Origin of the sequence: Thiomicrorhabdus sp. zzn3 (genome assembly GCF_029767755.1) — a bacterium.
In the GTDB taxonomy this organism is placed as follows: Bacteria; Pseudomonadota; Gammaproteobacteria; order Thiomicrospirales; family Thiomicrospiraceae; genus Thiomicrorhabdus.
The window spans coordinates 409645-436082 of record NZ_JARUQS010000001.1; the positions used below are offsets into that span (position 1 = coordinate 409645).

The following is a 26438-nucleotide window of genomic DNA, read 5'->3' on the forward strand; positions in this document are numbered from 1 at the left end:
TTAAGTTTAGAACCCGCTTAGGTAAAATATAGGGCCTTTGCTTGTGAATAATAGGAAGACAATATGTCGACAAAAGAACAAAAAAGCACAGGCGTTGACCTGCAACGTCGCAAAATCCTAACAGGAGCAACGGGCGTTGTCGGCGCCGCTGGAGCGACCTTTTTGGCGGTCCCCTTTGTCAGCTCTTGGCAACCAAGTGAAAAAGCGAAAGCAGCCGGTGCGCCGGTGGATGTGGATGTCAGCAAACTGCAACCCGGTCAGATGTTAACTGTCTCTTGGCGCGGCAAGCCGGTATGGGTGGTTCGCCGTACTCCGGAAATGTTGGAGCGTTTAGAGTCATTAGACAAACAGTTGAGAGATCCGGCATCGCAAGAATCCATTCAGCCGAGCTATTGCCAGAACCCTTCACGAGCAATTAATAAAGAATATTTGGTAGTGGTTGGTATTTGTACCCACTTGGGCTGCGCTCCTCTTTATCGTCCAGCGATCGGTTCGCCGGATGTGGGTGCGGATTGGCAGGGCGGTTTCTTCTGTCCATGCCATGGTTCACGTTTTGATTTGGCCGGACGCGTGTTCCAATCGGTGCCTGCACCCACCAACCTGGAAATCCCGCCTCACCACTTTAAAACCGCGAACGTGATTCGTATCGGTGAAGATCCACAAAAAGAGGGAGTTGCCTAATGTCTTATCAAGAGTCTAATCAACAGGCTACCCAGAAAAAACAAAATTCACTGTTGGCTTGGTTGGATCGTCGCTATCCGCTGGTCAGCACCTGGAATGAGCATGTTGGCGAATACTATGCGCCGAAAAACTTCAACTTCTGGTATTTCTTTGGTTCATTGGCGTTGCTGGTGTTGGTGAATCAGTTTATTACCGGTATTTGGTTGACCATGAGTTATAAGCCAAGCGCCGCTGAAGCCTTCAACTCGATTGAATATATTATGCGTGATGTTGAGTGGGGATGGTTGATCCGCTATATGCACTCTACCGGCGCTTCAGCCTTCTTTATTGTCATCTATCTGCATATGATGCGCGGACTGCTTTATGGGTCGTACAAAGAACCGCGTGAGCTGGTTTGGCTGCTAGGAATGTTTATCTTCCTGGTATTGATGGCGGAAGCCTTTATGGGGTATCTGTTGCCTTGGGGGCAAATGTCTTACTGGGGAGCACAGGTGATTATTTCCCTGTTTGGTGCCATCCCTGTGATTGGCCCGGACTTGGCGGTTTGGGTGCGTGGTGACTTCGTTATCTCGGATGCCACCTTGAACCGTTTCTTTGCCTTGCACGTGATTGCTCTGCCGTTGGTGCTGATTATTCTGGTGTTCATGCACATTGTGGCGCTGCACCGCGTCGGTTCGAATAACCCGGATGGCGTAGAGATCAAAAAATACAAAAACGAAGCGGGTCTGCCGATCGATGGCATTCCGTTCCATCCTTACTACTCGGTGAAGGACACCATGGGGGCGGTCTTCTTTATGATTCCGTTTGCCTTGGTTGTCTTCTATTGGCCAGAAGGGGGCGGGTATTTCTTGGAACCGCCTAACTTTGAACCGGCCAACCCCTTGAAGACGCCTGAACATATTGCGCCGGTTTGGTACTTTACGCCTTACTATGCGATTCTGCGTGCAGTACCGGATAAGTTCCTGGGCGTGGTGGCCATGGGAGCGGCGATTGCCGTGCTGTTTGCGATGCCGTGGCTGGACCGTTGTAAAGTGAAGTCGATCCGTTATCGCGGTCTTTCTTTCAAGTTGCTGTTAACGATGTTTGTCATCAGTTTTATCGTTTTAGGTTGGTTGGGGACGCAACCCGCGACACCTGAGCTGACGAAAGCGGCGCAGATTTTCACGTTGTTGTATTTTGGATTCTTCTTAGTATTGCCGTTTACCTCGGCTAATGAGAAAACCAAGCCAGTACCGGAGAGGGTTCACTAATGAAAAAACTTATCGCTATTGCTAGTTTTTATTTAATGTTGCCTTTGTCGGTCATGGCGGCCGGCGGTCCGGCGATTGAGCTTGAACCCGCGCAGAACAATTTGCGCGATCAGGACTCTTTACAGCGTGGAGCCGTGCTGTTTTCCAACTACTGTATGGCCTGTCACTCTTTGAAGTATATGCGTTACAACCGTATTGCCCGTGACATCGGTTGGAGCGATGAAGAAGTGGTTGCCAAAATGGCTTATGGTCAGAATAAAGTGGTGGATGACGTCACCACGCGTATGCTTCCTGGCGTGGCCTTGGACGTGTTGGGTACCGAGCCGCCTGATCTTTCTTTAATGGCGCGTCTGAAGGGAACCGATTATATCTACACTTTCCTGCGCGCTTATCATCAGGATGAAAACGGCAACTGGGACAATACCGTATTGAAAGGCACCTCCATGCCGAATGTCTTGGAAGGGATTCAGCGTCATGCGTCGAGCGAAGATTATGCTCAGGCTGCGCGTGATATCGCTAACTTCCTAGAGTATGCCGGTGAACCGGGCAAGATGCAGCGTTTAGACCTGGGGTGGAAGGTCATTGCCTTCTTACTTGTCTTGTTGCTTCTGACTTATATTCTGAAGAAAGAATATTGGCGTGATATCAAGCACTGATGGCTGTTTGATCCTCGCTCTTAAAAGCCCGCTTTATGCGGGCTTTTTTGTTTGCCCTTATTGGTAGAGTACGTTTAAATAACTAGACAATTGGGTCCCCAAAGGTGCGGATAGGTTATGACAGAATCAATGACGACTTGGGTATCGGTCATTTTGCATTGGATGGCCGTTGGTTTTATTATCTTTGTCGGAATCGTTTCGGCAGGCCTGATCATTTTGTATTTCATCGATCGTTTCCAAACCGAGCACGCCCTGCGGCATAACTTTCCTCTGATTGGACGCTTTCGCTATCTGCTCGAATATCTTGGACAGTTTTTTCGTCAATATCTCTACAGTTCCGATCAAGAAGAATTTCCGTTTAACCGTGCACAACGCAGCTGGGTGTATCGAGCAGCAAAAAACCTGGCAAACACGCAAGGCTTCGGTTCCACACGGAATCTTGATCATAGCGGCAAAATCTTGTTTACCCACTGTGCGTTTCCAGTGTTGGAAAAGGAGACCGTATCGACGCCGCCTATGGTGATTGGCGAAGGCTGCAAATATCCTTATAGAGCGCCGTCCTTTTTTAATATTTCCGCTATGAGTTATGGGGCGCTTTCCAAGCCCGCTGTGTTGGCCTTAAGCAAGGGGGCTAAACTGGCCGGGTGTTGGCTCAATACCGGTGAAGGCGGTATCTCTCCCTATCACCTTGAAGGGGGCGCTGATTTGGTGGCGCAAATTGGAACGGCTAAATACGGGTTTTGTGATAAAAGCGGTAATCTGAGCAATGAAAAGCTCAGAGAGTGGGCCGCTCATGATCAGATCAAGATGTTTGAGATCAAGTTGAGTCAGGGGGCTAAGCCGGGAAAAGGCGGCATTTTACCGGCGAAAAAAGTCACCGCCGAGATTGCGAGTATCAGAGGGATTGCTGAAGCAAAGGATTCCATTAGTCCAAATCGCCATCCGGAACTTGAAGATAACGAAAAATTGTTGGAGATGATTCAGTTGGTGCGTGATGTGACCGGAAAACCGGTCGGCATTAAATTTGCCATGGGCTTGCCAAGCTGGTTCGAATCCCTCTGCCAGAGCATCGAACATAAAGGGGCTGAGCGTGCGCCGGATTTTATTACTATAGACGGCGCCGAAGGCGGAACGGGTTCCGCTCCTGTTGCCTTGATGGACGATGTGGGCTTACCTCTCGCCGAAGCCTTGCCTTATGTGATCGATACTTTGACGAAATATCGTTTAAGGCCAAGAGTTAAGGTGATTGCTTCCGGTAAATTGATCAATCCGACCAAAGTGGCCTGGGCGTTGGCGATGGGGGCGGACTTTATTAATTCTGCGCGCGGATTCATGTTTTCGTTGGGGTGTATTCAGGCGATGCAGTGCCATAAAGACACTTGCCCAACCGGGATCACCACGCACAACCCGCGCTTGCAGAAGGGGCTGGATCCGGAGAAGAAATTCAAACGAATAGCCCAGTATCATCAAAACCTGGTGCATGAAGTCTCCTCTATGGCGCATTCATGCGGCGTGAGCCAACCACGCGAACTGACGCGAGACCATGTCAGGATTGTGCAACAGACGGGCCGATCGATACCGTTGTCAGAACTGTATCCATATCAATAACTCAAAATCACCGGATTTGTTTAAAATAGCGTGTTTCTACATGAACGTTTACTCAGTTAACACGGGTTGAGAATGGCAAAAAATAAAAGCGCCTATGTGTGTACCGATTGCGGTGCCGAACACAGTCAGTGGCAAGGGCAATGCATGGCCTGTAAGGCCTGGAATACCTTAAAAGAAATTAAGCTTAGAAGCGGTAAAGCCAAGTCGCCTTCGGCTGCGGTCGGTTATGCTGGTGCGAGTGAGCAACAGGTCAAGGCGATCCATGAAGTGAGCCTGACGGAGGTGCCGAGGATGGCTTCCGGAATGTCCGAATTGGATCGCGTACTCGGCGGCGGGATCGTGCCTGGTTCCGTGGTGTTAATCGGTGGCGACCCAGGAGTCGGAAAATCTTCCATTTTGTTGCAGACGATGTGTCAGCTCAGTACGCAAATGCCTGCGTTGTATGTTACGGGTGAGGAGTCGCTACAGCAAGTGGCGATGCGCGCGAAACGTATGCAGTTGCCTGATGAGCATTTGCGTTTGTTGACTGAGACCGATGTCGAATCCATTGTCCAGGCGGCACAAAAGGAAGCGCCCAAAGTGATGGTAGTGGATTCGATCCAAACCATGCAGTTGGCAGACATTGGCAGTGCCGCCGGCGGGGTGTCGCAGGTGCGGGAAACCGCCGCGTTCTTGACCCGTTTTGCTAAACAGAACGATGTGGCGATTTTTTTGGTGGGCCACGTCACCAAATCCGGTGAGGTAGCCGGTCCGCGCGTGTTGGAGCATATTGTGGATACGGTGGTGTTTCTGGAAGGCCAGTCCGACAGTCGTTTTCGGACCTTGCGTGCGATTAAAAACCGTTTTGGCGCGGTCAATGAATTGGGCGTGTTTGCGATGACGGAGAAGGGTATGAAGCAGGTTAAAAACCCTTCTGCCATTTTCTTGTCGCGCGGAGAAGAAGCGGCACCGGGTTCGGTGGTTATGGTGGTGTGGGAAGGTTCGAGACCGTTATTGGTCGAAATTCAGGCTTTGGTGGATGAATCGCCCTACGGATCACCGCGTCGGGTCACGGTCGGCCTGGATCAGAACCGGATCGCCATGCTGTTGGCGGTGATGCATCGTCATGGTGGCATACTGGCGGCGGATCAGGATGTCTATGTCAATGTGGTTGGCGGGGTCAAGGTCAGTGAAACCAGTGCCGACCTGGCACTGCTGTGCGCCATTCTTTCAAGTATGCGCAACCAGCCTCTGCCGCAAGATTTGATCGTATTCGGCGAGGTAGGCCTGGCCGGTGAAATCAGACCTGTCCCTAGCGGCCAGGAGCGAATTATCGAGGCGGCTAAACATGGGTTTAAGCGTGCGATCGTCCCGTTTGCCAATGTACCTAAAGGTGGCGTGGCCGGAATGGAAATTACAGGCGTAAAAAGTCTGCAACAGGCGCTGGATGCGCTTTAGGTCAAGTTTTGACTAGGATATTGAGTGCTTTTATTCCTGAGCAGGTAAATTCAATCGAGCGAATTAACAAGCGTGATAAAATCGCGTAGTTTAAACAATCGAATTGAGGAATGAATATGAAACCATTTGCACGCATTGTATTTCCAGTTTTAGCGATGTCGTCTCCAGCGGCTATGGCATCCGGTTTTGCCCTGATTGAGCAAAGCGCCAGTGGGCAAGGGCTTTCCTATGCAGGTGCGGCGGCGAATACTGAAGATGCGAGCGTGATGTGGTTTAATGCCGCAGGTTTGACGGACATTGAAGGCAATCAGGCGATTGCCGGTCTGCATGTGATTTTGCCGGAAAATAAATTTACCAATAATGGTTCGAATATAGGCGGCGTAGTGCCTTTGACCGGAGACGATAATCCGGCAACGACCGGATTGGTTCCGAACCTGTATTGGAAAGGGGATTATGCCGGTTATGCGATCGGTTTTGGTGTGAATGTGCCCTACGGACAGAAGCTTGAGTATCAGGACGATTGGGCGGGAAGATACCAGGCACTGAAAACCGATCTGAAGTCGCTGAACTTGAACGCCAATGTTGCACGCAAAATATCGGATTCCACCTCGATCGGTTTGGGAATCAACGCTCAGTATGTCGATCTGGATATGTCTTCAGCGGCCCAGGTTGGAGAAGCGCAAATCAAGGCGAATAGTTGGGGCTATGGTTTTAATGTGGGGGTGTTGAGTCAGTTGACGCCGGCGACCAAACTGGGCGTGGCTTACCGTTCAGAGGTGGTGCAGAATGCCAAGGGGGATTTAGAGACCGTGTTGGGCACGCAAAAAATTCAGTCGGATGTAACCTTGCCGGCAACAGCGAGCATGAGTTTCGTTCATTCGGTAAGCGATAGAATGCAGATTTTGGCCGATGCGACCTGGACGAATTGGAAAGCGTATGATGAATTGGTCATTGAAGATTCAGCCGGCAACACTTTGAGTGAAACCAATCAGAACTTTAAGGACTCTATGCGTTATTCTGTGGGGATGATTTACGATTACAGTGATCGTTGGCGTTTGCGTACCGGTGTTGCGTTCGATGAAACGCCGGTTCCCGATGCGGAAAGCCGTTCTCCGCGTACGCCTGACAGCAATAAAACATGGCTGTCGGTCGGTTTTAATTACCAGGTTTCTCCATCCATGAGTCTGGATGCGGGCTATAGCCGTCTATTTGCCGACAAGGCTAAAATCAATAAATTCGACGCTTCATCGAACAGTTATCTTATTGGAGAGTATGAGACGTCAGTCGATATTATCAGCGCGCAGCTGGTGTGGAATTATTAAACGCGTCAAGACCCTTCATCATAAGTATATAAGTATAAAAAAACCGAACCGAGCAGGCCTGCTCGGTTCGGTTTTTTGCTTTATTGGGTTTATGGTTGTTATTGGGAGGCGTGTTGAAGATGGTTTTGCCAGGCTGTGAACAAGTCCGGCGTGGTCGCCGCCAGAGCTGATCGCTTGATCACCTGAGTGACGACGACGCATTCCCCATCCAGGGTGGCGCTTTTACCCCCGGCTTCTTCTAAAATAAGCCAACCGGCGGCGTAATCCCAAATGTTTTGTGCTCCATGCAGGTAAATCTGTCCGCGCCCGGCGGCAATCCAGCACCAATCCAAAGCCACCGAACCGAAGCTGCGTTGGGAAGAGTAGGGTGGCTGGGTGGCCAAATTAGCCGCTAAGGGCGCCTGAAGGCGTTTAAAATCAACTATGCCGCTACACTGTTTCAGGGCGTTTTTAGCGGTTGACGCGATGAGCGTTTGATCGTTTAATTCGGCTCCGAGTCCTTTTCGTGCCGCAAACATTTCATTTCGGCTTGGGTCATAAACCAGTCCTAAAACCAGTTCTCCCTTAATCATCAGGGCGAGCGAGACCGAGTAAAACGGAATGCCGCAAGCGAAGTTGCTGGTGCCGTCAACCGGGTCCAAGATCCAGCAGCCTTGTTCGCTTTCCATGGCTGCTTGCTGTTCTTCCAGAGTGGATTCTTCTCCCAATAAGGCAAATTGCGGCCAATGCTGCTTTAAAAAGGCCTTCGTATGAGCTTGCATTTGAGTGTCGGCTTCCGTCAATAAAGAGCCGTCGTCCTTGGTTTCGGCAGAGACTTTTTCAAAACGGCTCAATACCTCTTGCTGCGCCAGCTGGATAATGCCTTGCTTGAGTTGTTGCCATGTTTGCTGGTCTATAAAAGGATGTGTCATGATGTGTTAGTTTCAGTTTATGTGAGTTCAATCAATTTTACTTTTTCAATGGCGTTAGAGGAGGTTTCAAGAACTTCCAGAACATAGCCGTCGATGCGAATGCAGGTGCCGATGTTGGGCAGAGATTCAAGCTCTTCCTGAAGCAGGCCGTTTAGGGTTTTCGGGCCGTCGGTCGGCAAGTTGAATTGATACTGTTTGTTGAGCTCGCGGATAAATTCACCAGCATCGAAGGTCCAAGAACCGTCTTCATTCATCTCCACCGCTTGAGGTTCCTTGGACTTGGCGTCGGTCGACAGTTTACCGACGATCTCTTCCAATAGGTCTTCCATCGTCAGCAGTCCCTGGATGTCGCCATATTCGTCGACGATCAGCGCCATACGGCGTTTGTTTTTGTTGAACTTGTCCAACTGGATGTTCAGCGAGGTGGTTTCCGGCACGTAGTATGCAGGCCTGGTGAGTTTCACCAAGTCTTTCAGTGAGACATTGCTGCGCATCAGTGTCGGCAGGGCTCTGCGTAGATTCAGAATGCCGATCAGGTCGTCATCGATGGTGCCTCGATATAGGGGAATGCGGGTATAAGGCGATTTTTGAATCGCCTTTAGGATCGCCTCGATCGGCTGATCGATGTTGACGCCGTAAACTTCCTGCTTCGGGATCATGACGTCTTCCACGGTAACGCTTTCCAACTGTAAAATGCTGGTGAGCATCGAGCGATAATGAGACGGCAGTTGTCCCGTCGCCTCATCAATTAATGTGTGCAGTTCCTCCTGGCTTAAGGCGTAGGATTCCTCCTGGTGCAATCTGGCCCCAAACAGCTTTAGGAAACCGTTAGCAAAGAAGTTGACAAACCAGACGATCGGATAGAGCAGCTTGAGCAACGGCTCCAGAAAATAGGCGGCCGGGTAGGCGATTTTTTCCGGATACATCGCCGCCAGTGTTTTAGGCGCCACTTCGGCAAAAATCAAAACCACTAGGGTCAAAAGCCCCGCAGCCAGTGCAATGCCGGCTTCACCAAGCAGTTGCATCGCGATAATGGTGGCGATCGAGGAGGCGAAAATATTAACGAAATTGTTTCCAAGCAGGATTACGCCGAGCAGACGGTCGGGCGTTCGCAGGAGTTTTTGCGCTTTAATGGCCGCTTTATTTCCGGATTTGGCATGGTGTTTCAAGCGGTATTTGTTGAGCGCCATCATGCCGGTTTCTGAGCTTGAAAAAATGGCGGATAAAATAATGAGTAGCAATAAAATGCCAAACAGTATTGGAAGATCTAATGAGTTCAAAGGGGTGTAATTAGGTTGTGGATTGGAGTGAAATTATAACGGTTAATGGCAGGATTAAAAAGTCTTAAACTACATTTAATCCTGAATTTTTTGGAAGGGTTTAGGGGGTTAACTGATTATTTTTACATGGGTTTTAGTTATGACTGCATGAAAAAAAAGACCAGTTCAGTGCCGATGTAACTCAAAATCAAAAAGCCGTAGGCCCAGATGCTGTACTTGGCGGCTTTCTGCCCGCGCCAACCTCGTTGGAAATGCCCCAGAAGAAAGATCGCATAGATCGACCATGCCAGAATGGCAAAGAAGGTTTTGTGTACCAGATGTTGTGCAAACAGGTTTTCAATAAAGAACACCCCGCTTAGCAGAGCGAAGCTTAGGAAAACAAATCCAATGACAATTAACTGAATGAGGGTTTTTTCCATAATCTGCAAAGGCGGCAAGGCACGGAGCAGAGTAGAAAGCTGTTTTTTGCGGAAACGTCTTTCCTGAATACTATAAAGTATCGCTTGAGCGGTGGCTAAGCCCATGATGCTGTATGCAGAGATGGAAATCAGAACATGCGAACCGAGTTCATAAGGCAGTGGATGGGTATCCGTCAGGCCAAATGGCAATAGAGTGGTCAGGGCTGCCAGCGGGAAGATAAAAATTCCTAAGGTGTCGGTCTCTTTATTGAAGTTGGTGATCAGTAAAATAGAACTGGCTAACCAGGCGATCAGCGAAAGGCCGTTACCGAAGCCAAACAGAATTTCATTTTCACCAGCCAATGTGGCGTTTAAGGAAATGGCGTGAAGGGCAATGGCGATCACGGCAATGCCGAGGATGCGATTTCTGAGTGGCTTTTGAGTCTGTATTTTGTGCCACAGCAGGAAGCTGGCATACAGGTAGAGCAAGCTCGCAAAAAGTGCGCTGAAGCCACTTGTTATCATAAATCTTACAACCTTAGTTTTGTGAATGGATTTCTGAATCCGGTTTTTCTGCCAATCCGCTAAAAGATCAAAACAGGATTGCACAGCATAGAGTGTTTATCAGGCGCTTAAACAGCCGTTGTTTCTTTCTTTACGGGAAAAGAGATCGCAACTATTAAACCTGATATTCCGTTATAATAGCGGAATTAATCTTTGAATAGAAGAGCGTTTCTTGCCCGTGGAAATAGCAAGAAAGCGCGCTAGGAGAGTCTTCATGTTTGACAATCTGTCAGAACGTTTAACGAAAACGTTTAAAACCCTCAAAGGGCAAGGCCGCCTAACCGAAAGTAATATTAAGGATGCTTTGCGCGATGTGCGTCGAGCGTTGTTGGAAGCAGATGTGGCGCTGCCTGTGGTCAAGAGTTTCATTGCTAAAGTGCAAGAGCGTGCAGTTGGGCAGGAGGTGTCGACGAGCCTGAATCCGGGGCAGGCCTTTATTAAGATCGTACGCGAACAACTGACCGAAGTCATGGGGCAGGAAGCTGCGCCGCTGAATTTCAATGTTGAACCGCCGGCCGTAATTATGGTTGCCGGTTTGCAAGGTGCGGGTAAAACCACGTCGGTCGCAAAACTGGCCAAATGGCTAAAAGAGCGTGAGAAGAAAAAGGTGATGGTGGTGTCGGCCGACGTCTATCGTCCAGCGGCGATTAAGCAGTTGGAAACCTTGGCGCAACAGGTTGACGTCATTTTTTATCCCTCTTCCGCAGATCAAGATCCTGTCGAGATCGCGCGTAATGCGCATGCCGAGGCACGCAAGCAGTTTGTTGATGTCTTGATACTGGATACGGCGGGTCGTTTGCACATTGACGATGAAATGATGCAGGAGATTAAACATCTGCATGAACACGTCAAGCCGTCTGAAACCCTGTTTGTGGTGGATTCGATGACCGGTCAGGATGCCGCGAATACGGCTAAGGCGTTTAACGACGCCCTGCCTTTGACCGGTGTGATTCTGACTAAGACGGACGGGGACGCACGCGGTGGCGCGGCCTTGTCGATTCGTGAAATTACCGGCAAGCCGATCAAGTTTATCGGGGCCGGAGAGAAAACCGATGCGTTAGAAACCTTTCACCCTGACCGAATGGCTGGCCGCATTCTCGGCATGGGGGATGTGCTAAGCCTGATTGACGAGGCTGAGGCGAAAATCGACCGCAAAAAAGCAGAGAAGTTTGCGAAAAAGATTCAGAAATCGGGCGAATTCGATCTGGAAGACTTTCTGGAGCAGCTGCAGCAGATTCAACGTATGGGCGGTGTTGGCGGTCTATTGGGTAAATTGCCCGGCATGGGGCAGTTGAAAGGCCAGGTAGATAGTGAGCAGGCGGAAAAAGAGTTTCGTCGTTTGGAAGCGATTATTCACTCGATGACTAAGCAGGAACGGGCCTTTCCAGCCGTGATCAAAGGGTCACGCAAGCGCCGAATCGCGATGGGGTCTGGAACTTCAGTTCAGGATGTAAACAAACTGCTAAAACAGTTTACGCAGATGCAGAAGATGATGAAAAAAGTCTCCAAAGGCGGTATGAAAAATATGATGCGTGGTTTGGGTGGCAAGCTGCCTCCCGGTTTAGGAGGTATGGGGGGATTGCCCCCAGGGATGCGCTAACCCGCTGTTTTAATAAGTATTTAGAGTTGCAGGCCGCTGATCGCATTACGTCGAAAAGCGGTTTTTTGTTTGATTGATTATTTGTCAACTAACTGTTTGAAAAATCAATTTTTTATCTGTATAATTCCGCTTTTCCCTCAGTAGTGGGAAGTTGAGCTAGAAGAATTTGTTGGAGAGATTTCTCTTCATCGCCTGATTTAAATTTTGGAGAAAAAAATGGTAGTTATCCGTTTGGCCCGTGGTGGTTCTAAAAAGCGTCCTTTTTATAAAATCGTAGTAGCTGATCAGCGTAATAGCCCGACTGGCCGTTTTATCGAGCAAGTTGGTTTTTATAACCCGATCGCCAGCGGAAACGAAGAAAAAATCCGTTTGGATCAGGCGCGTATTGATCACTGGGTGGCGCAAGGCGCGCAACTAAGCCCGCGCGTAAAAAGTGTTATTAAAAGCGCATAATCGTTTTTAACTCGACCTTAATTGGAAGCGCCACACATGTCTGAACCTTCGGTTGATGAAAAAATCATTGTAGGACAGATCAGTGGCGTTTTTGGCGTTAAGGGTTGGGTGAAAATTTTTTCCCATACTGACCCCCGTGCCAATATCCTGAACTACTCCCCTTGGTGGTTGAACTGTAAAGGGGAGTGGAAGCTGGTTAAGGTGGTAGATAGCAAGACTCAGCAAGGCGGTAAAGCCTTGGTGGCTCTGCTTGAAGGTGTTGATGATCGTGATCAAGCCCGTGAATACATGGGGTGCGAGATCGCGATCAACCGTACTCAATTGGTGAATCCTGAAGAGGAGATGTACTGGATTGATTTGATCGGCTGTCAGGTCAAGACAGAAGACGGTACCTTGTTGGGAGAAGTGACAGGCCTGGTCGAAACCGGTGCACACGATGTGCTTCGTGTAGAGGGTCCGCACAGTGAATTGATCCCTTTCGTGATGGATGAATTCATTCTCTCGGTGGATATTAAAAACCGCGTGATTGTGGTTGACTGGGAAGTGGAAGCAGACCAGTGAGATTTGATGTGATTACCTTATTTCCGGAGATGTTCAGTGCATTGACGGAATCAGGAGTCAGTCGTCGTGCACTGCAATCAGGATTATACGAATTAAAAACTTGGAACCCGCGTCAGTTTACCCACGACAAGCATAAGACGGTCGACGACCGCCCTTATGGCGGTGGGCCCGGCATGGTGATGATGTACCAGCCGTTAAAAGAGACGCTGGATGCAATTCGTCAGCAATCTTTGGAAAAGCCGCATGTGGTGTATTTGTCACCGCAAGGGCGGCCGTTGACACAAAACAAGGTGGAGTCTCTTAGTCAGAAAGAGCAGATTGTTTTGTTGTGCGGACGTTATGAAGGGGTGGATGAACGTCTTCTAACTTCCGAGGTGGACGAAGAGATCAGTATTGGTGATTTTGTTGTCAGTGGCGGTGAGTTGCCGGCAATGATGCTGATGGACGCCGTGATTCGCCTGATTCCCGGCGCACTGGGGCATAACCAATCGGCCGAGCAGGACTCGTTTTCGGATGGTTTGCTGGATTGCCCGCATTACACCCGTCCGGAAGTGGTGGACGGCATGGCGGTTCCAAGTGTGTTGCTGGAAGGCAATCATGCAAAAATTGAAGCCTGGCGACAGGCGCAAAAGTTAGAGCGGACGCGTCAGCGCCGCCCTGACTTGCTCGAAACCGAACAAGACGACTAGTTCGTTTGTTTGGTTTCATCACAATTAGGGTTCAACCTCTGGCCAGTTTTGGGTGTATGTTGGATGGACGAAGTGGAAAATGCAGTTTGGCATTTTCAAGTCTGGAAACCAGTAGAAATGGGTCCAGGCGACAAATTGGAGAGCTTAAAGATGAGCGATATCATCAAGCGTATTGAAGCAGAACAGATGAATAAAGAGATCCCAGCATTCGGTCCGGGTGATACTGTTGTTGTTAAAGTAAAAGTTATTGAAGGGAAGAACGAACGTCTTCAGGCTTATGAAGGTGTGGTGATTGCCAAGAAAAACCGTGGCATCAACTCTAACTTCATCGTGCGTAAGATCTCTCACGGTGTGGGTGTTGAGCGTACTTTCCAAACTTACAGCCCATTGGTTGACAGCATTGAAGTGAAGCGTCGCGGTGACGTGCGTCGTGCTAAGCTTTACTATCTGCGTAACCTATCCGGTAAAGCGGCTCGTATCAAAGAAAAAGTATAATCTTTACAGTACTTTTTCATCGATGCTCGATGTCTCAAACGCCCTGTTTTTACAGGGCGTTTTTGTTTACGGGTTTAAACCTTGATTGTTTAGCCTGCTGAATAAACGGTTTTGCTATACTTCAACGTATGCGAAATGCCAAATATACCCAACCCCTTGCTTCGTTGTTTATCTCCTTTCTGGACTATTTGTCGATCTCCGAAGGCTTGAGCCGTAATACCCTTTTGGCTTATCGAAAAGATCTGCAAATCTACCAGGCCTGGTGGAGTGAGCATCAATCCGGCGATATTGTCCACGCCAATAAAGCACAGCTTGAGGATTTCCTGTTTCATCTTCAGCAGAGTGGTCGTCAGGCAAAAAGTAATGCCCGTCTGTTATCGACCCTAAAACGTTTTTACCAGTGGGGGGTTAGCCAGAATCATTTCGAGGCCGATCCGACAGGCCTGCTCAAATCCCCTAAAATTCCCAAAGCTATCCCCAAAGTCATCAGTGAGCAGCAAGTAGATGCGTTGTTGGATGCACCGGATTTGGGTACGCCTTTAGGTGTGCGAGACCGAGCGATACTGGAGTTGATGTATGCTTCCGGATTAAGGGTGTCTGAACTGGTTGAGTTGCCCTTTGAACAGATTAATTTATCGGCAGGCCTGGTTCAGGTGACGGGAAAAGGCAATAAAGAACGGATTGTCCCGATTGGCGAATTGGCCATAGAGTGGGTGGAGCGTTATTTACAGCAGGCCAGACCTCAACTGGCTAAAAATAAGTGGGTAGAAACCTTGTTTGTGTCTCGTCTTGGACGCCCGATGACTCGGCAGACTTTATGGCACCGGATTAAAAATCTGGCCTGGCAGGCGGGGATAAAAGGCAGCCTTTCGCCACATGGGCTGCGTCACGCCTTTGCGACCCATCTGATTAATCATGGCGCCGATCTGCGAACAGTGCAGTTGCTGCTCGGGCACAGCGATCTGTCAACCACACAAATCTATACCCATGTCGCCAAAGAACGTCTTCATCAAATTCATCAGCAACACCACCCCAGAGGGTAGACCTGCACAGAATAAGGCCATGATTACCTCAATAATTCCTTAATTTTATTACGGTTGGGGATCACTGTTGGGTGTGGTATAGTGCCGAGACTTCGTTTTGGATGAAAAGAGAATAAGATGATTTCGTATATGAAAAAAGGGATTTTATCCCTGTCCTTAGTGACGTTAAGCAGTATGGCCATAGCGGATGACAAGCAGGCCATTCAAGCTCAGTTGAAGAAAATTATCCCGGATGCGCCAGAAGCGGTCATTGAACAGAGTGTCGTCCCCGGGCTTTATCAGGTGATGGTCGGGCCCATGGTTGTCTATATGACCGCAGACGGCAAATACGCTTTTAACGGCAGCCTGATCAATCTGGAAACCCGAGAAAACCTGACCGATATGGCCAAGGCCAATGCGCGTAAAGCGGCTTTAGCAAAAGTGCCGGTAGAGACGATGATCGAGTATAAAGCCAAAGGGACTGAAAAGCATACAGTGACCGTATTTTCCGACATTGATTGCCCTTATTGCCATAAATTACATAAAGAGATTCCGGCACTCAATGAGGCAGGAGTAACGGTTCGTTACCTCTCATATCCGCGTGCGGGTATGAGATCTCCCTCTTATTTCAAGGCGGTTTCTGTGTGGTGTAGCGATGATCCGGCCAAGGCGATGGACGAGGCCATGAGCGGTAAGGCCGTGCCTAAGAAGCAGTGCGATAATCCAGTTGCTGAGCATATGCAGCAGGCTCAGTTTTTTGGGGTCAATGGGACACCAAATATCATTTTGGATAATGGCCATGTGATTCCCGGCTATGTTCCGGCAAAAGAGCTGATTCAGATGTTATCGCGTTAAAGGAAGGTTGAATAAGCGGGTACAGCGGGTACAAAAAAGCCCTCATAATGAGGGCTTTTTTGTATCCAAGATAAATGGGATAAGGTTGCTTAGAACTCACCCCATTTCTGGCGTTTTTTAGGTACTCTGAAAAAGCGGCCTAGCAACAATCCTAAGAGCAAGACTCCGCCGCCAGTGAGGAACCATTGACGTTTAATCGCATCGTCCGATTGATCAATCTGTTCACGCATAATGGCATTTTCGTCTTCGAGTCGTGAAAGGCGGGCTTTCATTTCCTGATTTTGCTCGTCCAGTTGTACCGCGTTGCTGGAAACCTCTTTCAGGTGGTTGAACTTTTGGTTAAGCTCAAACTTTTCCTGCTTAACGGTTTTGAGCTCGCTGCTGATGCCGTCAAAGCGAGTTTGCAGTGTATCTAGCTCTTGTTTGAGTTCATTGTATTTGGTTTCTACCGCACTGGTTTTTTCAATCTGAGCGGCCAGGCGAACGCGTGCCACCGGTTGGTTTTCCAGCATGATTGCGGGCATCCAGCCATCGGAACCCTTGTATTCGATGCGCGCCCAACCTTCCGGGTTCACTTCCAGCAACTGCACTGATTGACCCGAGGTAATCATGCGTTTGATGCGGTGCTTGTAAGAAGGGCCGCTGCGCATAGGGACTTCAATGGAGTCCGTTATATAACGCGTGGTGCTGCCGCTGGTTTCTGCCGCGTAGCTAGCAGAAGAGAAGCCGCTGCTCAGCACAAGTGAGGCTAAGCATACAGGTAGAATAGACTTAAAGCTGCTGAATTTTTTCATGTTGTTCCCTTAGGTTTCTCAACGCGGTTTCGTAATCGCCGAGTTTCTGACGCTCTTTGGCAACCACGGCTTCAGGGGCTTTGGCGACGAAACCTTCATTACTGAGTTTGCCGCTTAAACGTTTTATTTCGCCTTCCAGTTTGCCGATCTCTTTATCCAGTCGATTGAGTTCGGCCTCTTTATCAATCAATCCCGCCATTGGAATCAAAACTTTCATTTCGCCGACCAGGCTGACCGCTGATTCGGGCGCGGCTGACTCGTCATCGAGAACGGTGATGCTCTCCAGTTTGGCCAGGGTTTGCAGGAACAAGCGATTGTTTTCTAACCAGGCCTGATCTTTTTCATTCAGACTTGCCAGCAACACCGGCAAGGCTTTGCTCGGTGCAATGTCCATTTCTGAACGAATCTTACGCACGCCGATGATAAACTGTTTCACCCATTCCAGTTCGGCCATGGCTTCACGGTCAATACGGCTCTCATCTGTTTGTGGGTAAGCCTGCAACATAATGGTTTCGCCATCTTTGCCTGCCAGCGGTGCCACGGCCTGCCACGCTTCTTCGGTAATGAACGGAATGATCGGGTGCAGTAGACGCAGTAACGCTTCCAGTACGCGTACCAGGGTTTGACGGGTTCCGCGTTTGGCTGCATCCGAGCTGGTGTCGCTATTTAAAATTGGTTTAGACAGTTCCAGATACCAGTCGCAATATTCGTTCCAAGTGAACTCATAAAGCGCGGTGGACGCCAGGTCAAAACGGTAGCTTTCAAAATGTTTGCTGACTTCGGCTTCCACTTCCTGCAGGCGGGAGATAATCCAGCGGTCAGCCAGAGACAGTTCAATCGCCTGGCCCTCATCAACACCGGTGTCGTAGCCCTCGGTATTCATCAACACATAACGCGTCGCATTCCACAGTTTGTTGCAGAAATTGCGGTAACCTTCGGCCCGGTTTAGATCAAAGCGAATGTCGCGTCCAGTCGAGGCGAGAGAAGCGAACGTAAAGCGCAAGGCATCCGTTCCGTAGGCTGGGATACCGTCGGCAAACTGCTTGCGGGTGGCTTTTTCGATTTTGGCGGCTTTCTCCGGCTGCATCATGCCGTAGGTGCGTTTGGAGACCAAGCTTTCCAGGTCGATACCGTCAATCAGGTCGATCGGATCCAGAACATTCCCTTTGGATTTGGACATTTTTTGGCCTTCACCGTCGCGCACCAAACCGTGAACGTAAACCTGTTTAAAAGGCACTTCTCCGGTAAATTTTAGGGTCATCATGATCATACGCGCGACCCAGAAGAAGATGATGTCAAACCCGGTGACCAGAACAGAAGATGGGTGGAATTTTTCCAGTTCCGGAGTTTTTTCCGGCCAACCAAGCGTCGAGAAAGTCCAAAGTGCCGAGCTGAACCAGGTATCCAGTACGTCATCATCCTGGCTTAGAGCAATGTCGGCAGCCAAGTTGTGTTTCTCACGCACTTCCTGTTCGGAACGCCCAACGTAAACATTGCCTTGGTTGTCGTACCAAGCCGGAATACGATGCCCCCACCAAATTTGACGGGAAATACACCAGTCTTGGATGTTGTTCATCCATTCGAAGTAGGTGTTTTCCCAGTTTTTAGGCACAAATTCGATATCCCCGTTTTTAACCGCATCAATCGCCGGTTTAGCGAGTGATTCCACTGCGACATACCATTGGTCGGTCAAAAGAGGTTCAATGACGGCATGTGAGCGGTCTCCGCGAGGTACCATTAGTGTATGGGGTTTAATCGCTTCCATCAGGCCTAAAGCTTCAAGATCGGCTACAATTTGCTTACGAGCTTCATAGCGATCCAATCCCTGGTATTTCTCCGGGGCTTCCTCATTGATCGTTGCATCGACCGTGAAGATATTCAGCGTCGGCAGATCATGACGTTTGCCCATTTCGTAGTCGTTGAAGTCGTGCGCCGGCGTGATCTTGACGCAGCCGGTTCCGAAGTCCTTGTCGACGTAGTCGTCGGCGATGATTGGAATGTCACGGCCAACCAGTGGCAGGGTAATGGTTTTGCCAATCAGGTGTTGGTAGCGCTCGTCTTCCGGATGGACGGCTACGGCCTGGTCGCCAAGCATGGTTTCAGGACGCGTTGTCGCCACCACTAGGTGGCCTGAACCGTCGCTCAGAGGGTAACGCATGTGCCAAAGGTTGCCTTGTTCCTCTTCTGAAATCACTTCCAAATCCGAGACGGCCGTATGAAGCACCGGATCCCAGTTAACCAGGCGCTTGCCGCGGTAGATCAGGCCTTCATCGTAAAGTTGAACAAACACCTCTTTGACCGCATTGGATAACCCTTCATCCATGGTGAAGCGTTCACGGGACCAGTCTGGAGAGGCGCCTAGACGACGCAATTGCTTGGTGATGGTTCCGCCGGACTCGGCTTTCCACTCCCAAATTTTTTCGATAAAGGCGTCACGTCCCAAGTCGTGGCGACTCAAACCTTTCGCGGCTAGTTGGCGTTCTACCACCATCTGAGTAGCAATACCGGCATGATCCGTTCCAGGTTGCCACAAGGTGTCATTGCCTTTCATGCGGTGGTAACGAATCAAGGTGTCCATGATGGTGTCTTGGAAAGCGTGCCCCATATGCAGACTGCCGGTGACATTCGGCGGAGGAATCATAATGGAGTAGGGGGAGGATTGGTCGTATTTAGGCTTGAAGTAACCTTTGTTTTCCCAGGTTTGATACCACTTTGTTTCAATTGTATTGGGGTCGAAATGCTTATCCATGACTCTCTTGATTCTGAAATAGTAATAAGCCCAAAATTATAGCAAAGAGGCGTTCGGCGTGTTTGCCCGTTGTGCAGAAAAAATAGAAAAAAGATAAAAAAATCGGCCATTTCTGGCCGATGGAATGCTTCTAGGAGGAAGAAATTCTGGCTAATTATCCATGGAGTAGAAAATTAGCTTCCCAGAAGTTGTAATAAGGTGCCGCGCGACTGGTTGTTTTGCGCCTGCATGGCCGCGGAACTCTCATTTAGAATGTTCTGGCGAACCAGTTCAGTCATGGCGCGCGCCATGTCGGCATCGCTGATTTGACTGCGAGCGGCCATGGTGTTGAGGTTTTGTGAGCTTAGGTTGTCAATGGCTGAGGTGAGCCCATTTTGTTGCGCGCCAAATTGGCTACGCTGTGTCATAAGTTGTTCGCCTGCTAAATTAAGGCTTTCCATAGCCAATGACGCACTGGCCGGATCGGAGATGGAAAGGCCAGTCAAGCCTAAGCCGTCTGTTGTCATGTTTGGCAGGTTTAAAGTGCTGGATGAGTCACCTAAGGCGATGTCAACAGAGGCTGTATCCGCATTCAGGAGGTTGATGCCGTTAAAACTCGTGTTGTTGGCAATGCCATTAATGGTTTCCAGGTTTTGTTGGAATTCCATGTTGAGCATCTCACGCTGTGAAGCGCTCAACACGCCGTTTTGTGCCTGCACAGCAAGTTCGTTCATGCGTTGAAGGCTTTGGGTAATGGCTCCGCTGCCTGCATCTGCCGTTTGTAGAAGCGAAATGCCGTCATTGGCGTTGCGTGTCGCCATATCCTGTTCATTAACCTGGGTCGTCATGGTGGCGACGACGGCTTGCCCCGCTGGGTCATCTGCAGATTGGTTGATGCGAGAACCGGAAGCCATACTGCTTGTTGCCGACAAGCTTGAAGCGTAACTGCTTGAAGGGATAGGGCCAAAAGATTCGATTGCCATGATCCAACTCCACAACTTAAAATAATTTTCCTAATTTCAAATTTTACGCTTTTCAGGCGCTAAAGGAAAGAAAAATGTCTTGTTGTTCAGGAGGTTATTGTCAGTTTGAGTTTCCCGAAGGTCCTCCTTTGGTGGATAACCCGGTGACGAATTTAAATGCGGTTTACCAGTTTTTGCCTTATGGAACTTTGTTGCAGGAAGGCGAGGTGATTCGCATTTGGATGGAGTCTGGTAAAACCAAGACGGTTATTTTAGGTGAAAAAATCGCATTGAAATTCGGTGCTTCCGGACCCTATTCCGAAGATGGTCGAGTTTTACCGTGGCAGTTGATCGCGCTGGACTCAGGGATGGATTATGACGTCCTGATGCATTGGCAGGATCATCCTCTGAACAATCCGTTGGAAACGCCGGTGTTGCTGAAGTTTGATCACCCTATAGAAGTGAAGCCGAGTCTGAAAATGCGCCTGTTAAGTTGGCTGTATAAAATTCGCAATTTATAAAACCGGATATAAGATATAAAAAAGCCCCGGGAACCGGGGCCGTGTATTAAATTACAGGGTGTAATTTAAGACTAGGGGGGGGGTTATTTGTTTGCAAACTCAGGGTAGGCTTCCATTCCGCATTCAGATTGGTCTACACCTTCGTACTCTTGCTCTTCGGTAACACGCACGCCCATTACGGCTTTAATGATGCTCCAAGTAATGAAGCTGGCGACGAATACCCAAGCAAAGATCACTGCCGTACCGATTAACTGGGCACCGATTGATGCATCAGCATTAGTGAACGTCACTGCGATTAGACCCCAGATACCTACGATACCGTGTACAGAGATCGCACCGACAGGATCGTCAATTTTGAAGTTTTTATCCATCATTAGGATAGCGAACACGACGATCATACCGCCAATAAGTCCGATAATCGTTGCCGCTAGAGGCGTTGGAGTTAATGGTTCAGCGGTGATGGAAACCAGACCAGCCAAAGCACCGTTCAGCGCCATGGTTAGATCCACTTTTTTGAACAAGATCTTAGAGATGATGATCGCACCGATCACACCACCAGCCGCAGCCATATTGGTGTTAACGAAGATCATTGCTACTGCGTTCGCTTCTTCGATGTTAGAGATTTTAAGTTCAGAACCACCGTTAAAACCGAACCAGCCGAGCCATAGGATGAAGGTACCTAGAGCAGCTAGAGGTAGGTTGGCACCTGGAATCGCGCGAACTTCACCGTTAGGTCCGTATTTACCTTTACGAGCACCGAGTACCAATACACCCGCCAAAGCAGCCGCCGCACCAGTCATATGAACGATACCTGAACCGGCGAAGTCTAGGAAGCCAAGCTCGTCAAGGAAGCCACCACCCCATTTCCAGAAACCTTCTACAGGGTAGATGAAACCAGTCATCACGATCGCAAAGACGAAGAATGACATCAGTTTCATGCGTTCAGCCACCGCACCGGAAACTACTGACATGGCTGTCGCGACGAAGACCACTTGGAAGAAGAAGTCAGACATCGCTGAGTAGTAGGTGTCACCGTTGCTGGCAAGAACGTCAGCCGTTGCGTTGTCACCACCTAGCAAGAAGCTGATGCCAGGAATGTAGCTGTTAATGCTGTCGCCGTACATGATGTTATAACCAACCAGCATATACATAATACAGGCAATTGCGAATAGACCGACGTTCTTAGCTAAGATTTCGGTCGTGTTTTTTGTACGGACTAGACCCGCTTCCAGCATGGCAAAACCAGCGGCCATCCACATGACCAGGGCCCCTGACATTAGGAAGTAAAAGGTGTCTAGGGCGTAACTCAAATGTGTTATTTGTTCCATAATTCCTTTCCTTTATTATTGTTTAAAGAGCGACATCACCCGTTTCTTCGGTGCGAATTCGAACCGCTTGCTCGACTGGCATGACGAAGATTTTTCCATCTCCGATTTTGCCGGTACGTGCAGCCGATCCAATTGCTTCAACCACGCCATCAACCTTGTCGTCCGACACGGCAATTTCCAAGCGAAGTTTTGGCAAGAATTCGATGGCGTATTCAGCGCCACGGTAAATCTCGGTGTGTCCTTTTTGACGCCCAAAACCTTTTGACTCGGTGACTGTCATGCCATGCACGTCAACTTCGTGTAGTGCTTCGCGGACATCATCGAGTTTAAAAGGTTTGATAATTGCAACAACCAGTTTCATACTAACCTCTCTGATTTGATTGATATAAGAGTTCGAATGGTTAAAAACAATCATTGTGCCAATATGTTAAAAATATCTTTTTAATCAATGTGTTAATTGTGTTTATTGGTCTTTTTATTGGTTTTAATGTAGCAGTTTCAGGTGGGTTTTTTTCATAATGGTGCAATTAAGTTTTTGTTTGGTGCCGGTGGCTGAAAGGAAGATGGGATGGCGCTCTTAATCAAAGCACTGTTGATTCAAGTTTTTGCTTTTCTATTCGTATTATCCAGTACCTTTATTCTGCCTGTTTTTATCTCTCCTCCTTATCCGTTATGGGGGTATGTTGCCTTGCAGGCGCTCGCAGCAGTAAGTTTGAGTTGTTTGTTTCGGCTTCCTATGTGGTGGTGCTGGATTCAGCTGATATTGCCTGTAGGTTTGTATCTTGGTGTTTATCTAGAATCGGTATGGCAGCTAAGCGGTTTGTGGTGGCTTTTAATTTTTGCGTTGATGTGGCTGGTTTTTTTCAATGTGGGGCGAGAACGGGTACCGCTTTATTTGACGAATGCCGAGACCCGAAAAGCGCTGCAGCATTTGATTGCACAGCAGTCCAAAGTGTTGGAAAGAAAGATCAATTTTGTGGATCTTGGTTGCGGCTTAGGCGCAACGGTCTTGGAAGTCAGTCGTTTTGGAGCGGTCAACCGTTCTGTTGGCGTGGAAACAGCGCCGCTTCCCTATTTACTGGCCAAGCTCCGCAGTTTTATGGCTGGAGGGGAGGTTTACCGACAAGATCTGTGGAAGGTGCATTTGCGTGATTATGATGTGGTGTATGCGTTTTTGTCGACCGAACCTATGACGTCTCTATGGCGGAAGGTTTTGCGTGAAATGCAGCCGGGTTCCTTGTTTGTAAGTAACAGTTTTCCGGTGGAAGGCGTTGCGCCTTCCGAGGTTTGGGAGTTAGCAGACCGTAGGCAAACCCGATTGTTTATTTACCGTATTGGCGAATGATGGATGGATATTGATCATTGTTAAGTGCTCGCACATCGAGAGCTGGCATAATGTTGCTGGGATTTAGTTGGCCGGACTATACAAGTGTTTTAGGCATTATAAGTTAAGTATTGCCATTGCGTATACTGATTAAGATTTGAGGAGTTTCAGATGGATTACAACCTACAGGCGATAACGGAGTGGAGTCGATTTGTCGAGATGGTGGGGCGACGTTATCCTCAGGTCTTGGAGGAGAGTTATTGGCAAACTGCTTTTGCTGACGGTGAGTTATATCGATCAGTTTACAAAGCCGTCATTGAGGCGGAAGACGAGGCGAGCTTGAAAAAGCGATTGCGTCAGCAGCGTAATCAGCAGATGGTCCGCATTGCCATTCGCGATTTAGCAGGTCTGTCTGGTTTGGAAGAATCTATGCGGGATGTTTCGGACTTGGCGGATGCTTTGGTGTCTGCGGCTTTGGATTGGCATTATGTGCGGTTCTGCGAACGCTATGGTACACCAATAGGAAGCGAATCCGGATTGCCGCAGAAACTGATTGTGCTGGGAATGGGGAAGTTAGGTGGTCAGGAATTAAATTTTTCTTCCGATATCGATCTTATTTTTGTCTATCCGGAAGCCGGCGAAACTCAGGGGGCTGGGCGAGCCATTTCCAACGATCAATTTTTTGTGCGCTTGGGGCAGGCGTTGAATAAATCATTGGTTGAAGTCACTGAAGACGGGTTTGTCTACCGGGTGGACATGCGTTTACGGCCTTTCGGTGATGCCGGGCCTTTGGCGATCAGTTTTGCCGGGATTGAGCATTATTATGAAATTCATGGCCGTGCGTGGGAACGTTACGCCTTGGTGAAAGCGCGTGCGATGGCTGGCGATAAAGAAGAGGCGCAATCTCTGTTCAATATTCTGCGTCCATTCGTCTATCGGCGCTATGTTGATTTCAGTGCGATGGAATCGCTGCGAGAGCTTAAGCGCATGATCGCCGTTGAAGTGAATAAAAAGGGCATGCAGGACAATATTAAGTTGGGCCCGGGCGGAATTCGTGAGATTGAGTTTATTGTTCAAGCCTTTCAGTTGGTTCATGGGGGGCGGGATCGAACTCTGCAAGGACGATCGTTGATGCCGACTCTGTCTTTATTGTTGGAGCGTGGGTTTATCGAACAAGATGCCCACGATGGGTTAATGGCGGCGTATCACTTTTTGCGCCGTGCCGAAAATCGGCTGCAAATGTGGATGGATCAGCAAGTCCATAGCCTCCCTGAGGAGTCACATCATAGAGAAATGTTGGCCCAGTCTATGGGGTTTGAAAGCTATGAGGCGTTTGACCAGGTGCTGCAAACACACCGCGATTACGTCCAGGCCCAATTTGTTCAATTGTTTGCTGAAGAAGAGCAAACTGAAGAGGCCTGTCAGTTGGCCAATGTCTGGTTGGGTGATCTGACCTCTGTTGATGATTTGAGTGGACTGGCTCTAGACGATAAGGAAGGCTTTCTCAAGCAACTGCGAGACTTTAAGGCGACGCGTAGCGTAGGACGATTAAGTCGCGAGGGAGTGGAGCGTTTAAATGCGTTTATGCCATTGCTATTGAATGAGTTTATTCAGCATGGCAGTTCACTGGAGACCCTAAACCGCTTGTTAAAAGTGGTTGAAAGCGTGGTGCAGCGAAGCGTGTACTTGGTATTGCTTAAAGAAAACCCTAAGGCTTTGAAGCATTTGGTGGATCTCTGCGAAGTCAGTCCTTGGCTGGCGGATATGTTGTCACGCTATCCGGCATTGATGGATCAGTTGTTGGATGAGCGAAGTCTTTATGCCCCTTTGGAACTCGACGCGCTTAATCGAGAAGTGACGCGATTGCTGGATGAAGTCGGTGAAGATGAAGAGCGCTTTATGGAGCAGATTCGGCAGTGGCGACATGCCCAGGTTTTTAAGGTGGCCGCCGCCGATGTCACTGGGAGCGTGCCTATCATGAAAGTCAGTGATTATCTGACGTGGATTGCTGAGGCGGTGTTAAACGGCGTGGTGCAGTTCGCGTGGCAGTTTATGTTGAAGCGTAATGGAATTCCCGGTGGTTTGGATGCGGCTAATTTACGCAACCCTTTTTTGGTATTGGGTTACGGTAAGCTGGGTGGAATCGAACTGGGTTATGGGTCAGATCTTGACATAGTGATGCTTTACCAGGGCCTAGAATCCGGTGCCTATGCAAAAAACGAGAGAGGGCGAGAGCTGGAAAATTCGCTTTATTTTGTCAGAATGGGGCAGAAAATCATTTCATTGATGACGACATTGATGCCATCGGGTGTGTTGTATGAGGTCGATACCCGTTTGCGTCCAAACGGGGCTTCCGGTTTGATGGTGACCGACCTGGAAAGTTATAAAAGTTATATTGAGAATAAGGCGTGGAATTGGGAGCATCAAGCCTTGATTCGCGCTCGGGCGGTGGTTGGTGATCAGTCATCACGGCAAGCGTTTGATCAGTTTAGATGCCAGTTCCTGCAACAGGCCAGGGATGCGGAAAAGGTCAAAGCGGAAGTGGTGGAGATGCGCCAGAAAATGCGTGAGTCGCTCGACAAATCCGATCAAGCGATTTTTGATCTTAAACATGGCGAAGGGGGAATTGTCGATATTGAATTTATGGTGCAATATCTTGTTTTGGCGTGTTCGGCACACTATCCGCAATTGGCTGTCTACAGCGACAATATTCGTATTCTGGAAGCTCTTCAGGAAACCGGCGTGTTGCAGGCGCGTCAGGTTGAGGCATTGACCAGCGCTTACAAGGTATACCGTTCCAAGTATCACCGTGTGGCTCTTCAGAATCAAAAACCTCTGGTTGAGCAGAGCTGTTATCTTCAAGAGCGGGAGTCGGTCAAAGCGATTTGGCAGCAATTGATGCGGTAGAGCATCGAGGATGGGGTTCTGACCAGGCCTGATTGATTTTGTTTTGTTGTCGGTGAAATAAGCTATAAAAAAACCCGCATAAAGCGGGTTTT

Annotated in this window: 24 protein-coding genes; 16 read left to right on the plus strand and 8 right to left on the minus strand. The window is 48.9% G+C overall.

From position 1 onward, the window contains the following. Positions 1 to 63 precede the first annotated feature (63 nt). The 6 genes from petA to QCB44_RS01850 all read left to right on the plus strand — a co-directional run bounded on the left by petA (position 64) and on the right by QCB44_RS01850 (position 6954). Positions 64 to 681 (plus strand): ubiquinol-cytochrome c reductase iron-sulfur subunit, encoded by a 618-nt coding sequence (gene petA, locus QCB44_RS01825; protein WP_279407623.1) that lies wholly within the window; start codon positions 64 to 66, stop codon positions 679 to 681. Continuing rightward, positions 681 to 1931, plus strand: coding sequence for a cytochrome bc complex cytochrome b subunit (locus tag QCB44_RS01830; RefSeq protein ID WP_279407624.1), 1251 nt, complete (start codon positions 681 to 683; stop codon positions 1929 to 1931). The genes petA and QCB44_RS01830 overlap by 1 nt, the downstream gene beginning before the upstream one ends. Further along, the gene (locus QCB44_RS01835) at positions 1931 to 2587 is read left to right on the plus strand and encodes a cytochrome c1 (RefSeq protein ID WP_279407625.1); all 657 of its coding nucleotides are present in this window, start codon (positions 1931 to 1933) and stop codon (positions 2585 to 2587) included. Before QCB44_RS01830 ends, QCB44_RS01835 begins: the two co-directional genes overlap by 1 nt. Positions 2588 to 2704: 117 nt before the next feature. Next, positions 2705 to 4195, plus strand: a complete 1491-nt coding sequence (locus tag QCB44_RS01840) for an FMN-binding glutamate synthase family protein (RefSeq protein ID WP_279407626.1) — start codon at positions 2705 to 2707, stop codon at positions 4193 to 4195. A gap of 72 nt (positions 4196 to 4267) precedes the next feature. Further along, positions 4268 to 5632: a DNA repair protein RadA gene (gene radA / locus QCB44_RS01845; RefSeq protein ID WP_279407627.1), complete on the plus strand. Its 1365-nt coding sequence runs from the start codon at positions 4268 to 4270 to the stop codon at positions 5630 to 5632. Between the two features lie 116 nt (positions 5633 to 5748). After that, entirely contained in the window at positions 5749 to 6954 is a 1206-nt protein-coding gene (locus tag QCB44_RS01850) for an outer membrane protein transport protein (RefSeq protein WP_279407628.1), read from the plus strand. A gap of 98 nt (positions 6955 to 7052) precedes the next feature. On the opposite strand, the gene QCB44_RS01855 is transcribed toward QCB44_RS01850, so the two are convergent. The 3 genes from QCB44_RS01855 to ccsA all read right to left on the minus strand — a co-directional run bounded on the left by QCB44_RS01855 (position 7053) and on the right by ccsA (position 10068). Continuing rightward, complete coding sequence (locus QCB44_RS01855; protein ID WP_279407629.1) at positions 7053 to 7865, minus strand: inositol monophosphatase; 813 nt, start codon at positions 7863 to 7865, stop codon at positions 7053 to 7055. A 17-nt stretch (positions 7866 to 7882) separates the two neighbouring features. Then, on the minus strand, positions 7883 to 9145 hold the full coding sequence (locus QCB44_RS01860; protein ID WP_279407630.1) for an HlyC/CorC family transporter: 1263 nt from the start codon (positions 9143 to 9145) through the stop codon (positions 7883 to 7885). Positions 9146 to 9282: 137 nt separating this feature from the next. Beyond that, positions 9283 to 10068 carry a cytochrome c biogenesis protein CcsA gene (gene ccsA / locus QCB44_RS01865; protein ID WP_279407631.1) on the minus strand — a complete coding sequence of 262 codons (786 nt, stop codon included), beginning with the start codon at positions 10066 to 10068 and terminating at the stop codon, positions 9283 to 9285. A 253-nt stretch (positions 10069 to 10321) separates the two neighbouring features. Here ccsA and ffh point away from each other — a divergent pair, with 253 nt between their 5' ends. The 7 genes from ffh to QCB44_RS01900 all read left to right on the plus strand — a co-directional run bounded on the left by ffh (position 10322) and on the right by QCB44_RS01900 (position 15782). Then, positions 10322 to 11707 (plus strand): signal recognition particle protein, encoded by a 1386-nt coding sequence (gene ffh, locus QCB44_RS01870; protein ID WP_279407632.1) that lies wholly within the window; start codon positions 10322 to 10324, stop codon positions 11705 to 11707. A gap of 216 nt (positions 11708 to 11923) precedes the next feature. Further along, positions 11924 to 12160 (plus strand): 30S ribosomal protein S16, encoded by a 237-nt coding sequence (gene rpsP / locus QCB44_RS01875; protein WP_279407633.1) that lies wholly within the window; start codon positions 11924 to 11926, stop codon positions 12158 to 12160. A gap of 36 nt (positions 12161 to 12196) precedes the next feature. Beyond that, the gene (rimM, locus tag QCB44_RS01880) at positions 12197 to 12721 is read left to right on the plus strand and encodes a ribosome maturation factor RimM (protein ID WP_279407634.1); all 525 of its coding nucleotides are present in this window, start codon (positions 12197 to 12199) and stop codon (positions 12719 to 12721) included. After that, positions 12718 to 13410 carry a tRNA (guanosine(37)-N1)-methyltransferase TrmD gene (trmD, locus tag QCB44_RS01885; RefSeq protein WP_279407635.1) on the plus strand — a complete coding sequence of 231 codons (693 nt, stop codon included), beginning with the start codon at positions 12718 to 12720 and terminating at the stop codon, positions 13408 to 13410. Before rimM ends, trmD begins: the two co-directional genes overlap by 4 nt. A gap of 150 nt (positions 13411 to 13560) precedes the next feature. After that, on the plus strand, positions 13561 to 13905 hold the full coding sequence (gene rplS / locus QCB44_RS01890) for a 50S ribosomal protein L19 (RefSeq protein WP_279407636.1): 345 nt from the start codon (positions 13561 to 13563) through the stop codon (positions 13903 to 13905). Positions 13906 to 14033: 128 nt separating this feature from the next. Further along, positions 14034 to 14948 carry a site-specific tyrosine recombinase XerD gene (gene xerD / locus QCB44_RS01895; RefSeq protein ID WP_279407637.1) on the plus strand — a complete coding sequence of 305 codons (915 nt, stop codon included), beginning with the start codon at positions 14034 to 14036 and terminating at the stop codon, positions 14946 to 14948. A gap of 117 nt (positions 14949 to 15065) precedes the next feature. Beyond that, positions 15066 to 15782 carry a DsbC family protein gene (locus QCB44_RS01900; RefSeq protein WP_279407638.1) on the plus strand — a complete coding sequence of 239 codons (717 nt, stop codon included), beginning with the start codon at positions 15066 to 15068 and terminating at the stop codon, positions 15780 to 15782. Positions 15783 to 15871: 89 nt separating this feature from the next. Here QCB44_RS01900 and QCB44_RS01905 read toward each other — a convergent pair whose 3' ends face one another. From QCB44_RS01905 to QCB44_RS01915, 3 genes are all read right to left on the minus strand, one after another. After that, positions 15872 to 16576, minus strand: a complete 705-nt coding sequence (locus QCB44_RS01905; RefSeq protein WP_279407639.1) for a TIGR04211 family SH3 domain-containing protein — start codon at positions 16574 to 16576, stop codon at positions 15872 to 15874. Next, on the minus strand, positions 16554 to 19325 hold the full coding sequence (locus QCB44_RS01910) for a valine--tRNA ligase (RefSeq protein ID WP_279407640.1): 2772 nt from the start codon (positions 19323 to 19325) through the stop codon (positions 16554 to 16556). The genes QCB44_RS01905 and QCB44_RS01910 overlap by 23 nt, the downstream gene beginning before the upstream one ends. Positions 19326 to 19498: 173 nt before the next feature. Next, entirely contained in the window at positions 19499 to 20287 is a 789-nt protein-coding gene (locus QCB44_RS01915; RefSeq protein ID WP_279407641.1) for a flagellin, read from the minus strand. A gap of 74 nt (positions 20288 to 20361) precedes the next feature. Between QCB44_RS01915 and QCB44_RS01920 the strand changes: the two genes are divergently transcribed. Further along, complete coding sequence (locus QCB44_RS01920; RefSeq protein WP_279407642.1) at positions 20362 to 20787, plus strand: hypothetical protein; 426 nt, start codon at positions 20362 to 20364, stop codon at positions 20785 to 20787. A gap of 83 nt (positions 20788 to 20870) precedes the next feature. Here the strand turns inward: QCB44_RS01920 and QCB44_RS01925 are convergent, their stop codons facing one another. Both QCB44_RS01925 and QCB44_RS01930 read right to left on the minus strand, forming a co-directional pair. Beyond that, positions 20871 to 22115, minus strand: a complete 1245-nt coding sequence (locus tag QCB44_RS01925; RefSeq protein ID WP_279407643.1) for an ammonium transporter — start codon at positions 22113 to 22115, stop codon at positions 20871 to 20873. A gap of 22 nt (positions 22116 to 22137) precedes the next feature. Next, positions 22138 to 22476 carry a P-II family nitrogen regulator gene (locus tag QCB44_RS01930; protein ID WP_279407644.1) on the minus strand — a complete coding sequence of 113 codons (339 nt, stop codon included), beginning with the start codon at positions 22474 to 22476 and terminating at the stop codon, positions 22138 to 22140. 207 nt (positions 22477 to 22683) lie between these two features. Here QCB44_RS01930 and QCB44_RS01935 point away from each other — a divergent pair, with 207 nt between their 5' ends. Then, on the plus strand, positions 22684 to 23460 hold the full coding sequence (locus QCB44_RS01935; RefSeq protein ID WP_279407645.1) for a hypothetical protein: 777 nt from the start codon (positions 22684 to 22686) through the stop codon (positions 23458 to 23460). Positions 23461 to 23610: 150 nt separating this feature from the next. After that, entirely contained in the window at positions 23611 to 26346 is a 2736-nt protein-coding gene (gene glnE, locus QCB44_RS01940; RefSeq protein WP_279407646.1) for a bifunctional [glutamate--ammonia ligase]-adenylyl-L-tyrosine phosphorylase/[glutamate--ammonia-ligase] adenylyltransferase, read from the plus strand. Positions 26347 to 26438 lie beyond the last annotated feature (92 nt).